This window comes from Cytobacillus firmus NBRC 15306, assembly GCF_001591465.1.
GTDB classification, from domain to species: Bacteria; Bacillota; Bacilli; order Bacillales; family Cytobacillaceae; genus Cytobacillus; species Cytobacillus firmus.
The window spans coordinates 56458-69551 of record NZ_BCUY01000004.1; the positions used below are offsets into that span (position 1 = coordinate 56458).

Genomic DNA, 13094 nt, shown 5'->3' on the forward strand with positions numbered 1-13094 from the left:
TGTAAAAACTTTTAAATACACAAAAAAAAGCCCTCATCCCTGGACAGGGACGAGAGCTTGCTCGCGGTACCACCCTGATTATGGAAGTTAAATGAATAATAACCAGATCCTTATCCGGTTTATTAGGCAATCTCCCATCTCTCAGATCCTTAACGCGGAAATACGGCAGGGATTAGCTGCACTCAGGATTAGCTTTCTGTTATCCTTCATCTGGGAGTTCTTTCAGCCATGGAACTCCCTCTCTTGTATGAATGCAGCGTTGCATTCATGCAGATGGCCTATAACATACTCATTCCGTCAAAATGTTTAATATATGACTTTATAGACGCATTATAGCGATTTACCTTTATTGTTGTCAACATCATCATGAGGTTCCGCTGATTTTTGGCTGTTTATTTTTTGAAAAGTGCTTTTTTGCATGTATCATACTTACTTTAATGACAGCTAAAATTGGAACTGCAATAATCAAACCCAAAATCCCTCCTGCTTCTCCGCCGGCCAGCAGTGCGAGCATAATGAGAAGAGGGTGCATATGAAGACTTTTTCCAACAATCAGGGGTGATAGGATATTCCCCTCAAGGAATTGAAGAACAATAATAATCCCAATTGTTATGACGATCATTTTAACCGATAAAGCTGAAGCAATGATGACAGCAGGAACCGCTCCGATAATTGGACCAAAATAAGGAATTACATTGGTAACACCTATTATAGTGCCCAGCAAAAGAGGATAGCGCATATCAAAAACCCAGAATAGCAGAGAAGAAATTGTCCCTATGGCTGCACATACCAGAAGCTGTCCTCTGATATAGCTTCCGAGGGATCTATCTATATCTCTTAAGAATAGCACGCCTTCCTTCCGCCATTTCCTTGGCGTCAAGTACCAGGCAGCTCTTTTCATAATCGAAAAATCTTTAAGAAGGTAAAAGGAAATGAAGGGAATAACTGCGATAATCACAGCATAGTTCAGTACATTCAGAAAAAATGTGATTACCTTTGATAAAAGATTATTTAATCGTTGCTCTACAGCAGCAATAACATCATCAATCCTGGTCTGCAGGCCATCTGGCCATGTTGATGTTTTACTCTGAATCGCGTCGATCCACCCGCGATACTGATTTGCAAAATGAGGTGCATTTTCCGCCAGATCACGCAATTGATGAATAAAAGCCGGAATCCCTTTATATAGGATAAGGCCAATTCCCCCGAAGAACAACAAATATATAATAAAAACGGCAAGCCCCCTGTGAAGGCCCGTTTCATGCAATTTTTCCACGATCGGGTGAAGAAGATATGTAATAAATGCCCCAATGATAAAAGGAATGAGAACGGCAAATATGATTTCCAGAAAGGGCATCCATAATGCCTGGAGCTTTAGGAAAACTAAGATCACAATAAACAAGAGAAGCAGAAATCCAAGCCGGTAGTACCATTTCATTTGAATATTCAATATGGCCCGCCTCCTTGTTTTTATTGTGATAGCTTCCCTGGGATTTATGCATCTTACTTAGTAAGATTAGCCTGAAGCTGCGCAAAAAAGCTGGCCCTTTTTAAGAACCAGCCATGATCATTTTAAAATAAAGCTTTTGTTATTCTTTTTCGGATGCGTTTCATTTTTCGGCCTGATATCATATTATTCTTTTGGGCGTAATTATAAGCAGCCATTCCTGCCCCAAGCATCATTGCAGAGGTTAATATTCTGTTCAAACTGGCTCACCTCTTCCGTTAATTCTTACGAAAGAAACCGGCGCTCATCTTCTTCAAATAAATCATCAAGGGAGCTGAGCGTACCATCTTCCTCTACTTGATGGGTGTTAATGATCCCTTTGGACAAGGAAAGTTCTATAAAGCAATTCCAGCAATAATATTGGTTAATCCCGATTTTCCCAATATCTTTGCTCTGGCAATTTGGACATTTCAGCACGAAAAAGACACCTCACTATTTTACATTTACAATTATGGCGTCTTTTCCAATTGCAGGCGGGTCATCGGTTTTTATGACACGTTTTCCTTCCAGCACATCTGAAAAGAAGCCATCCGACAGTTCGTACCCTACAATCGTGCCCAATTCTTCCTTAAAGTATACATCCTCAAGCAAACCCAGCCGTTCTCCTTCCCGGCTCATAATCATTTTGCCGGTTAACCGGTTATGGGTCTCACATGTATAATCCTCATGTTTAGGAATTGCCTGCAGAACAGAGGTATCTTCAATCATCACTCCATCCCAGCCGAAAGATGCCACGTCTTCAATATTGATGATATATGTTTTTTTCAAAAGTGCGCCCTTTCGCAGGAGTAATCCCTGTACTTTTCCGGTGCCTGAAATGGATAAATCACAGATATCGCCTGCCTTATTGCCGGTTTTCAACTCAAAAACCGGCAGGCCTTTTAATAAAGAAAATGTCCGCAAAGAGAATCCCGCCTTCCCGAACAGTTATAGTTTTCACTGTCCCTAAAAAAACATAACGGAAAACCATTGCCACGGGAGCCAAAAAATATTGTTAAGAACGGATTAGCAAGCCTGCATAAGCCTACTTTGTGCTGTACCTTGGCTTATTAAAACGCTCGCTGCGCTCCCCGCCGTCTGACAGTTCCTCTGAAAACTCATAGTTCTGCCGCGGCTGACTGCGCCGTTTTACTCCATGGAGATTGAGAAGAGAAGTTCTGCTTTTTTTTTCCATATTTATCTCTCCTTTTTATATTTTTGATTAAACCGCCAAATTGCACGTCGATCGCTTAGATATACAAAAAGAACAGTCTTTTATTGTAGACTGCTCTTCTTAGCTATATTCTTTTTCCAAAAAATCATACGGTGTTATATTTCCCATTCCTATCATTGGATCAGCTTGGAGAAGCTTTTCTTCTAGAGAAAGTGTTTCTGTCAGAGAAGACTCCGCTGTATCTTCAAGCCCTGTTTCATCATTAGATAGGATTGCATCTCTCAGCTTTTCGGAAAGAGTGGTCAGGCGGGCCTGTTCCTCAGCACGTTCCACACCGATTTTCAATGCATCTTCTTCGCCGCAAAGGATCAAAAATTGTCTGCTGCGGGTAATGGCGGTATAAAGGAGATTTCTTCTCAGCATCCTGTAATAGCTTTTAACAACAGGCATAATGACGATCGGAAATTCACTTCCCTGCGATTTATGGACAGAGCAGCAGTAAGCATGAGTGATCTGATTCAGATCCTGCCTTGTGTATGCAGCTTCCGCACCATCGAAGGATACGACAATCATATCCTGTTTTTCCGTATTTTCCTTTGCGTAAAAAATAGAAACAATTTCACCCATATCCCCGTTAAAAACATTGTTCTCAGGCTGGTTGACAAGCTGAAGGACCTTATCGCCAATTCTGTATTTCACATCACCAAAGGACAGCTCTTTCCTCGTTCCATCGGGATTTGGATTCAGTATTTCCTGCAGTATTTCGTTTAGTCTGTCGATTCCTGCAGGTCCCCGGTACATTGGGGCAAGCACCTGAATATCTTTGGAAGAATAACCTTTCTTTTTGGCATTCAGTACAACCTTTTCAACAACATCCGCAATTTGACCCGGCTGGCATTTGATAAATGAACGATCCGATTGCTGCGCAGAGATGTTCGCAGGAAGCTTGCCTTTTTTCATTTCATGGGCCAATTCAATAATTGAGGATCCTTCGGCCTGTCTGTATATATCTGTTAAACGGACAGTTGGAATGCGTTCTGACCGCAAAAGATCCTTCAAAACCTGGCCGGGACCTACTGAAGGCAGCTGGTCTTCATCACCAACCAGGATCACCTGCATATTTTCAGGAAGAGCCTTGAAAAGCTGATTTGCAAGCCAAACATCAACCATTGATGTTTCATCTACAATTAAAATCCTGCCTTCTAATGGACTCTCCTCGTGCCGGTCAAATCCTTCAGTCCCATTCCAGCCAAGAAGACGGTGAATGGTTACAGCGGGCAGCCCCGTTGATTCTGCCATCCGTTTTGCTGCCCTTCCTGTAGGGGCTGCCAGCAGGAAGGGAAAGGGCTCTTCCTTTTTATAATCTTTCGGTTCCAGGGAACAGCCATGCAGCTCGGCATATAATTCAACAATCCCCTTAATAACGGTTGTTTTTCCTGTCCCCGGCCCGCCGGTCAATATCAGCATAGGAGACATAAGAGCTGTTTGAATGGCTTCCTTTTGAGTTGGGGCATATTGGACACCCAGGCGCTCCTCCAAATTTCCAAGGGCCAAAAGAAATTCCGACTCCGGGAACTGTTCATCATACTGGGTTTGCTTTAGGATCCGTTTGATATTGGTTACCAGTCCCTTTTCGGAAAAATAAAGAGATGGAAGGAAAATTTTTTGGCCTTCAGCCATGATCTTCCCTTCCTCTTCAAGCTTAATCAGTTCATTGGATATATCCCTGTATTCAATCACATCACGCTTATTTTCTTCCAGCAGCTTCTTTACACTTTGCAGAAGAGGCTTTACTTCAATATAAACATGGCCTGCCTGCATACTCTCCGTTTCAAGTATGTATAGGCAGGCAGCTTTAATACGGTCAGGATGATTGCCTGATATGCCGATTTGATATCCCAGTTCGTCTGCTCTGCCAAAGCCGACCCCGTCTATATCCTCAACCAGCTTATAAGGGTTGTTTTGTACGACTTCAACCGTCATTTCTTTATACACCTGGTAAATTCTCATGGAAAGCTGCGGGCCAAAACCATATTGATTTAGTGCAATCATGGCTTGCTCAAGGCCCTGGTGTTCCATAAGCGTGTCATAAAGCAATTTAGCTTTTTCAGGTGACAGTTTGGGAACTTTATCTAGCAGGGACGGCTGGTTAAGAATACGAGTAATCGCATCTTCTCCAAGTGTCTCGACAATTTGCTCGGCGGTTTTCTTGCCAATCCCTTTAAATAATTCACTTGATAAATAATTGGCTACGCCTTGTTTCGTCTGGGGAAGATCTTTCCTGTAATGGCTTGCATGGAATTGGATGCCGAACTTGGGGTGGTCTTTGAATTCACCATAAAAAATATAGGTTTCATGCTCATGCATCTTTGGCAGATAGCCGGTAATGACCGCTTCTTTTTCATCATAAGAGTCATTCGTTTCATCAACCCGAATGCGCACAACCGTATATAAGTTTTGCTCATTATGAAAGATTGTGACCAGATGTCTGCCTTTTATGAACTTTCCCTGTTCGGCAAAAAGATCCATGGAATCCTGTTTTTCCATTGCCTTTCCCTCCCCTTAAAACAACTTTAATTCAATTCGCTGCCGCCCTTTTCAATCAGCTTTTTTCCATAGCCCGCAAGCATATGGTCCGGCTGAATTCCCAGTGCCTTATTAAAGTAAGCAAGTGCTTCATTTTCCTTTTCTTTAAATCCATATGCTACTCCAAGATTGTAATAAGCATCTGCATGCTCCGGCTCAATTTCAATGCACTTTTTCATCTGCTGGATCGCTTCATCAATGTAATCCAGCTGTGCCAGGCATAATCCATATTGGAAATGTGCTTCGGCGTCATTTTCATTCAGCTCTGCACTCCGCTGCAAATAAGGCAAAGCCAGTCTGCCCTGGTCAAGGGCAGTAAGGGACATGCCAAGCATGAAGAAATTATCTGCAGTTTCCAGGCCTTTTTTCAATGCTGTTTCAAACATCTTTTTAGCTTCGTCAAACTGCTGTAATTCATAATATAAATTTCCCGCACTGTAGTAAGCAGCACCGGCATTTTCATCAAGACCTATTGCTTTTTCATAGAACTTCAGCGCTTTTTCGTTTTCTCCTACAGCAGATAGCACATTTCCAAAGTTAATATATGAAACAGGATCTGAAGGATTCTCTTCAATCGCTTCCATAAAAACCTTCGCGGCTTCTTCCCATTTTCCTTCTTTCATATATTGAATACCCTTTTGGTTTTTATCCATTATTCATCACTCCATTCAAATCAAAGTATAGCATATTTGAATTCAGCTTTTCCGCTGTCTTCTATTCCCGTAATAAAACCCCGATCCTTTGATAAGAATCGGGGTCAAGTCTTTTCTTAACCGACATAATCCAGCTGTTTGCCATCCTTGAATATTTCATCAATTGTTCCTCCGCCAAGGCACTCGTCTCCATTATAAAAGACAACCGCCTGACCAGGGGTAACAGCCCGGATTGGCTCCTCAAAAGTAACTTTGACCTTGCCATCTCCAAGTATTTGAACCTTTACCCTGCTGTCAGCCTGGCGATATCTGAATTTAGCCGTACATTCAAATTCCTGCGGCTGTTCTGAATTAGTCACCCAGCTGGTATTAACAGCAATAATGGAGTCAGAATAGAGCAGTTCATTGTGGAAGCCCTGTCCCACATACAAGACATTTCTCTTCAGGTCTTTACCGATTGCAAACCAGGGTTCACCTGCTCCGCCTATGCCCAGTCCATGCCGCTGTCCAATCGTATAATACATGAGGCCATCGTGTTTGCCGACAACTTTTCCGTCCATGGTTTCCATGTTTCCGGGCTGAGCCGGAAGGTAGTTCCCAAGGAATTCCTTAAAGTTGCGTTCACCGATAAAGCAGATGCCCGTACTGTCTTTCTTTGCTGCAGTTGCCAATCCGGCTTCCTTTGCAAGTTCACGGACTTTTGATTTTTCAATATCCCCAATCGGGAACATTACTTTTTCAAGCTGTTCCTGTGTTAACTGGTTCAGGAAATATGTTTGGTCCTTATTATCATCAAGACCTCTCAGCATTTTGTATTCGCCATCCCTGAATTCCACACGGGCGTAGTGTCCTGTCGCCAGATAGTCGGCGCCAAGGCTCATAGCATGTTCAAGGAATGCCTTAAATTTAATTTCTTTATTGCACATCACATCCGGATTGGGTGTCCGCCCTGCCTTGTATTCTTCAAGGAAGTAGGTAAATACTTTGTCCCAATATTGCTTTTCAAAGTTGACTGCATAATATGGGATGCCGATTTGGTTGCATACCCGGATGACATCATTGTAGTCCTCTGTAGCGGTACAAACACCATTTTCGTCTGTATCATCCCAGTTTTTCATGAAGATGCCGATTACATCATACCCCTGTTCCTTCAAAAGCAGAGCCGCCACAGAAGAATCAACGCCTCCGGACATTCCAACCACTACCCGGGTATCCTTTGGATCTTTTTTCATCTCTTTCACCTCAAATCTTCAGAAACCACACTTAGACGTGCATGTTTCCATTACCTTATCTATTTAGCCAGCCGCTTCACGATTTTGGCTGTTTGTACAGCTGCTTTTTCGACTTGTTCTGTTGTATTAAAAAGGCCGTAGCTGAAACGGATGGAATTTTGCAGCTTATCTGATCCTTTTCCAAACATGCTGACAAGGACATGGGATGGATCGATGGAGCCTGCAGTACAAGCCGACCCGCTTGATGCTGCTATTCCAGCCAAATCAAGATTGACCAGCATGGCTTCAACATTTGTTCCGGGAAAGCTTAAGTTTAAAACATGAGGAAGGGAACAATCAAGCAATCCGTTCAGTTCAAAAACAGCTTCTTCCTGCTTCAGTTTATCCATGAACAGCATCTTAAAAGAATGCAGCTCTTCCCGCTTAGCTTCCATCTCCTTCTGAGTGATCCGGACAGCCTCCTGGAAGCCTGCAATAGATGGAACATTTTCTGTTCCTGCCCGGCGCTTCCTTTCTTGTTCACCGCCAAATAGCCGTGAAGAAAGCTTCACATCAGGATGGGCGTATAAAAAGCCGATCCCTTTTGGGCCATTGATTTTATGGGCGGAGACGGAAAGCAAATCCACTCTCAATTCCTGCACATCAATTTTTTCAAGCCCATAAGCCTGAACAGCATCGGTATGGAATTTGGCAGGATGCTCTGCCAATAACTCTCCTATTTCCTTAATCGGCTGAAGAGTCCCTATTTCATTATTTCCGTACATGATGGTTACAAGAATGGTATCCTCCCGCAAAGCATCTTCTACGTCCTTTAATGAAACACGCCCATTTGGATCAACAGGCAAATACGTTACCTCAAAGCCCTGTCTTTCAAGCTCCTCACACGCATGCAAAACCGCATGATGTTCAATTTGGGTTGTGATAATGTGTTTGCCCCTATGGCGGCAGGATTCAGCCGTTCCAAAAATCGCATGATTATCAGCTTCTGTTCCGCCGCCTGTAAAAATAATGTCATTGGCTTTTGCACCAATGCTGTTTGCTAAAGCAAATCTTGCTTCATCGACAATATGGCGTGCCCTCCGCCCGAAATGATGAATGCTTGAGGGATTTCCATATTCAGATTTCATGATTTCAGTCATCCGTTCAATCACTTCCGGATGCATTGGCGAAGTTGCCGCATGGTCAAGATATATTCTTTCCAATCTATTTCACCTACCTCATTTCATCCTGCTGTTTGCTTTTTTACATATGAATTATCCCCTTATAAAGGACTAAATATAAAACATATAAGCATCCGATTCGCCAGTATCAGTATGGCTGGCAAGATCTTCAAGCGTTGTGTTATCAAGCACATCTTTCACAGCATCACGAATTCGCATCCACAGTTCTCTCTTTGCAGGCTCTTCATCTTCAATTCCTTCTACTGGACTGATCGGTCCTTCCAGAACTCTGATGATATCCCCGGAGGTAATTTTTGCCGGCTCTTTGCCTAAAATATATCCGCCGTATGCACCGCGGATGCTTTTAACAAGACCTGCGTTCCGAAGCGGAGCAATAAGCTGCTCCAGATAGTGCTCAGACAGGTCATTCGTCTGGGCAATCGATTTTAACGAAGTGGGACCTTCCCCATGCTTTTTAGCTAATTCAATCATTATAGTTAAACCATAACGGCCTTTAGTAGATATTTTCATCAGCTTGCACCTCTATCCTTGTCTTTAAGCATTTGATTCGAATAAATATCCTTTTCTTTAAGCTTTGCCAAAAATCGGTCAGTTAAAGCCTGGCACTGCGGCAAAGCTGCTCCGGAAATCCACCTTGATCCCAAATTACCCCAAAAGACCAGCTTCATTATATGGAAAATTAAATCCTTAGTAAGATTATAGACTTTTGACATTATAGCATATTTTAGGGAGAAAAGGGGCGCAAGGGATTGAACCCCGCACGCTGGCAATGGCGGTCTAATTGATTTCACAGCAGGAAATGTTATGGTATCTTAAATAGAAAGCGAAAGCTTTGCTGAAAATTGATAGGCAGACTGCAGGCTGCCGGCAAAAGGCTGGAGTGATAACTTTGAACATTAAACCTCTTGCATTCCGGATGAGGCCGAGAACGATAGATGAAATCATCGGCCAGGAGCATCTTGTTTCAGAAGGAAAAATTATTTATCGCATGGTGCAGGCTAAGCAGCTCTCATCGATGATTCTGTACGGGCCTCCAGGTATAGGCAAGACGTCGATTGCAAGCGCCATTGCAGGAAGCACACAATATGCTTTCCGCACTTTAAATGCAGTGACTAATAATAAAAAAGATATGGAAGTGGTAGCAGCAGAGGCAAAAATGTCGGGAAAGGTTATTCTGCTGCTGGATGAAGTCCATAGGCTGGATAAAGGTAAACAGGATTTTCTGCTTCCCTATCTGGAAAATGGCAGCATCACTTTAATTGGCGCCACAACCAGCAACCCATATCATGCAATAAATCCTGCGATCAGAAGCCGGTGTCAAATTTTTGAACTGAAGCCGCTGTCTGCAGATGAAATAAAAATGGCACTGACAAGGGCATTGCATGATAAGGAACGGGGCCTTGGCAATAAACATACCGATGTTACCGATGAAGCTCTAACACACCTGGCAACTGCTTCAAATGGCGATGTCAGAAGCTCGCTTAATGCCTTGGAACTGGCTGTGCTTTCAACAAAAGAGGATGAAGAAGGCATCATTAAGATTGACTTGTCTGTTGCTGAGGAATGCATTCAGCGCAAAGGCTTTACTCACGATAAAGATGGGGATGCCCATTACGATGTATTATCAGGATTTCAAAAGTCTATCCGCGGAAGCGATGTAAATGCTGCGCTGCACTATTTGGGAAGATTAATTGAAGCAGGCGATCTGCAGAGCATAAGCAGAAGACTGCTGGTTATCGCCTATGAAGATATTGGACTGGCATCGCCGCAAGCCGGGACCAGAACTCTTGCAGCCATTGAAACAGCGGAAAGAATTGGATTCCCGGAAGCAAGGATACCGCTTGCAAATGCGGTCATAGAGCTTTGCTTATCTCCAAAATCCAATTCTGCATACAAAGCCTTGGATTCTGCAATTGCAGATATTCGCGCAGGCAAAAGCGGTGAAGTCCCCGATCATCTGAAGGACGCCCACTACAAAGGTGCAAAAGAGCTTGGAAGAGGCATCGGCTATCTGTACCCTCACGACTATGAAACGGGCTGGGTCAAACAGCAATACCTGCCGGACAGAATAAAAAACAAGGTATATTATCAGCCTAAGAAAACAGGCAAATTTGAACAGGCATTAGCATCAATTTATGAAAAACTCCTTAAATAGCAAAAGGTCTGGCTGTGATGCCAGACCTTTTGCTATTTTAAGCAGAAACATCTCTTTTATTAAATACATAAAATGCAAGCACCTGAAAAAGCAGGAAGTATATTAATATAATCATGATCGAAAATCCAAGCGTCATTCCCTGAACCATTGGCACTCCTTCAAAATATTGAAGAAGATCTGTATTGGCAAAAAGGCTGTACTTAGCCCACTCATACTTCATGGCAATCAGCCTTGTTACCTGTCCTCCCATAAACATCAGAAACAGAGAAAGTCCTATTGCCAGAGAGCTATTCCTGAAAACTGCTGAAATCATAAAAGCCATGGTTGCAAGCATAAGCATATTAATGGATTTAAGGCCATAATAAGCTATCAGATGAAGTCCCATGCTTTGCTCTTCCACTGTCCCATTGTAATAATATAAAAAAGGAATTGCTTTTTCAGGGAATCCAAAGAGGAGACCGCCCAGAAGTGCTGAATATCCGAAGAGGAGGGCCAGCAGCATCAGACCGAACAAAATCACGGTAATATACTTTGCTCCCAGGATTTTCACTCTTTTGATAGGCCTAATCAAAAGAAGTTTGATGGTTCCCCATGTAAACTCACTCGCCACGATCCCCCCGGCAATGATTATGGTAAACAGGCCGGCAAATTCAATCAGCTGTGAGGTATCGGATACAAATCCCCAGATAGAGTATTCCTCATTGGGTGAAATATCATGTTGAATTCGGTATTCATTAAGGGCAATCTCTCTCTGATACTGTTCCTTCATGTCTCTGGGAACCATTTCCCCCATCTCTTCAAGCTGTTTTTGATAGCTTTCGTTCTGAGTCTGCAAACCCCTTTTCCATTCCATATTATCAGGGACTGTTCCCCCGCTTTCCTGATATTTTATAAAGGCGCCTGCAACAGTCGTCATGATTAAAAGCAGTCCAATCATGACATAAGTCCCCGGACGCCTAAAAATCTTCATCCATTCATTTTGAATCAGTCCGAGCATGTCCGGCACCTCCCTTGAACTCAGTAACTTCCAGGAAGCGATCTTCCAATGTTTTGGTTACTTCACGGACAGCAAATATTTTAATATCTGTACTTACAAACTCCTTTACCATCTCAGGTATTCCGTCACGGACAAGTGGAAGAAACACGCTGTTTCCAGTGACCTGTATCGGCAATTCAGGGTATATCCCCTTTAACATTCTTTGTGCTTTATCAGGGTCATCCACTTCCACTTCATAAACCTTTTCTTTTCCCTGTACAAAATCACTGATGTGCTGAACATCAATCAATTTCCCATTTTGAATAATGCCGATTCTGTCGCACATCATTTCCATTTCCGATAATAAGTGGCTGGATACAATGACAGCCATTTCTCTCTCTCTCGCAAGCATCCTCAGATGATCCCTAATCTCTCTGATGCCTGCCGGATCAAGCCCATTCGTAGGCTCATCCAGAACGAGGATTTGGGGATCATGCAAAAGACACTGCGCCAGACCAAGTCTCTGCCTCATTCCAAGTGAGTATGTCCTCACTTTATCATGTATCCGATCTGCCAGGCCTACCAGCTCGACAGTCTCATCAATCTTCTCCTTTGTCACACCTTTTGACATTCGTGCATAATGGATTAAATTTTGATAACCTGACAAAAACTTATACATCTCAGGATTTTCTACAATGGCTCCAATATGGGAAACCGCTTTTTCAAAATCTGTTTTAATGCTGCTGCCAAGAATTTTTATGTCCCCGGAAGTAATGCCGATCAAGCCCACCAGCATTCGAATAGTGGTGGTTTTACCTGCACCGTTTGGGCCAAGGAAACCGAATACCTCTCCCTTTTTCACGTCAAAGCTGACAGAATCAATAATCGTTCTTCCTTTAATCACTTTTGTAACATCCTGTATTTCTACAAGAGTATCCATGTATTCATCCTCCTCCCAGCTGGTAATGCTTTGTCCATTTTGCAGACGTCTTTAAGGCCGGGATCAAAATTAGATTTGCTCCTTGCTATTTTACCTTTCACGGGCTGAGAATGGAATATTTTCATCTATTAAGGTGACGATAAGCCTAACAATCGTATTTTCGAGGTGATCAAAGAAATGAAGGAACGGAAAGACTTATGGAAGCCGGAAGAGGATCAATTACTCGAAGAGACAGTACTCGAATACACATCAAATGGCGATTCAAAAGCATCAGCCTTTAAGAAGGCAAGTACCGAACTGGGCCGTACAGTTTCAGCCTGCCAATATCGCTGGAACATGGTCATAACCAAAAGGGAAGATTATGGATCCGAAGAAAACACAAGGAATACTGCAGGCTCTCTAACACATGAAACACATGAAACTCCTGATACTGTTCCGCCCGCCAACTTGGCTCAAGTCATACACTTCTTAAGAAATTTCGCCAAAACACAGCCTGATCCAGATCAAATGAAGGAAAATAAATGTCTGCACGAAGAACAAGTGCAATTAAAACTTCAAAATGAGGAGTTAATTAAAAGGTTGAAGGAAAAAGAAACGGAATATAAAAATCAGCTTTTGCAATATGGGGAAATGGCAAGCATCCTGAAAGAAGCAGACCAGCTGCTGAAGCATGACAGCATAGAAGAGAAAAGAGCTGTTCATTAACTGAAG

General features: G+C 42.8%; 14 protein-coding genes. 2 read left to right on the forward strand and 12 right to left on the reverse strand.

Annotated elements, in window-relative coordinates; translation table 11 throughout:
• Positions 1 to 364: 364 nt before the first annotated feature.
• From BFI01S_RS02120 to cymR, 10 genes are all read right to left on the reverse strand, one after another.
• Positions 365 to 1450 carry an AI-2E family transporter gene (locus BFI01S_RS02120; RefSeq protein ID WP_061791132.1) on the reverse strand — a complete coding sequence of 362 codons (1086 nt, stop codon included), beginning with the start codon at positions 1448 to 1450 and terminating at the stop codon, positions 365 to 367.
• 122 nt (positions 1451 to 1572) lie between these two features.
• A complete protein-coding gene (locus tag BFI01S_RS22180) occupies positions 1573 to 1707 on the reverse strand; it encodes a YrzQ family protein (RefSeq protein WP_082804445.1) in 135 nt (44 codons plus the stop codon).
• Between the two features lie 25 nt (positions 1708 to 1732).
• Entirely contained in the window at positions 1733 to 1924 is a 192-nt protein-coding gene (locus BFI01S_RS02125) for a YrzR-like zinc ribbon domain (protein ID WP_061791133.1), read from the reverse strand.
• 15 nt (positions 1925 to 1939) lie between these two features.
• On the reverse strand, positions 1940 to 2410 hold the full coding sequence (locus BFI01S_RS02130; protein ID WP_061791134.1) for a PRC-barrel domain-containing protein: 471 nt from the start codon (positions 2408 to 2410) through the stop codon (positions 1940 to 1942).
• A gap of 121 nt (positions 2411 to 2531) precedes the next feature.
• Positions 2532 to 2681, reverse strand: coding sequence for a hypothetical protein (locus tag BFI01S_RS23230; protein WP_169799718.1), 150 nt, complete (start codon positions 2679 to 2681; stop codon positions 2532 to 2534).
• Positions 2682 to 2780: 99 nt separating this feature from the next.
• Positions 2781 to 5207 carry an SF1B family DNA helicase RecD2 gene (recD2, locus tag BFI01S_RS02135; RefSeq protein ID WP_061791135.1) on the reverse strand — a complete coding sequence of 809 codons (2427 nt, stop codon included), beginning with the start codon at positions 5205 to 5207 and terminating at the stop codon, positions 2781 to 2783.
• Between the two features lie 26 nt (positions 5208 to 5233).
• Positions 5234 to 5899 (reverse strand): tetratricopeptide repeat protein, encoded by a 666-nt coding sequence (locus BFI01S_RS02140; RefSeq protein WP_061791136.1) that lies wholly within the window; start codon positions 5897 to 5899, stop codon positions 5234 to 5236.
• A 116-nt stretch (positions 5900 to 6015) separates the two neighbouring features.
• The gene (mnmA, locus tag BFI01S_RS02145; protein WP_061791137.1) at positions 6016 to 7131 is read right to left on the reverse strand and encodes a tRNA 2-thiouridine(34) synthase MnmA; all 1116 of its coding nucleotides are present in this window, start codon (positions 7129 to 7131) and stop codon (positions 6016 to 6018) included.
• A gap of 59 nt (positions 7132 to 7190) precedes the next feature.
• The gene (locus BFI01S_RS02150) at positions 7191 to 8333 is read right to left on the reverse strand and encodes a cysteine desulfurase family protein (RefSeq protein WP_061791138.1); all 1143 of its coding nucleotides are present in this window, start codon (positions 8331 to 8333) and stop codon (positions 7191 to 7193) included.
• Positions 8334 to 8402: 69 nt separating this feature from the next.
• Positions 8403 to 8822 carry a cysteine metabolism transcriptional regulator CymR gene (gene cymR / locus BFI01S_RS02155; protein ID WP_061791139.1) on the reverse strand — a complete coding sequence of 140 codons (420 nt, stop codon included), beginning with the start codon at positions 8820 to 8822 and terminating at the stop codon, positions 8403 to 8405.
• Between the two features lie 379 nt (positions 8823 to 9201).
• On the opposite strand from cymR, the gene BFI01S_RS02160 reads away from it, so the two are divergent.
• Positions 9202 to 10467 (forward strand): replication-associated recombination protein A, encoded by a 1266-nt coding sequence (locus tag BFI01S_RS02160; RefSeq protein ID WP_115596849.1) that lies wholly within the window; start codon positions 9202 to 9204, stop codon positions 10465 to 10467.
• A 37-nt stretch (positions 10468 to 10504) separates the two neighbouring features.
• On the opposite strand, the gene BFI01S_RS02165 is transcribed toward BFI01S_RS02160, so the two are convergent.
• Complete coding sequence (locus BFI01S_RS02165) at positions 10505 to 11464, reverse strand: ABC transporter permease (protein WP_061791140.1); 960 nt, start codon at positions 11462 to 11464, stop codon at positions 10505 to 10507.
• Entirely contained in the window at positions 11442 to 12383 is a 942-nt protein-coding gene (locus tag BFI01S_RS02170; RefSeq protein WP_061791141.1) for an ABC transporter ATP-binding protein, read from the reverse strand. Before BFI01S_RS02170 ends, BFI01S_RS02165 begins: the two co-directional genes overlap by 23 nt.
• A 177-nt stretch (positions 12384 to 12560) precedes the next feature.
• Here BFI01S_RS02170 and BFI01S_RS02175 point away from each other — a divergent pair, with 177 nt between their 5' ends.
• The gene (locus tag BFI01S_RS02175; RefSeq protein ID WP_061791142.1) at positions 12561 to 13088 is read left to right on the forward strand and encodes a hypothetical protein; all 528 of its coding nucleotides are present in this window, start codon (positions 12561 to 12563) and stop codon (positions 13086 to 13088) included.
• Positions 13089 to 13094 lie beyond the last annotated feature (6 nt).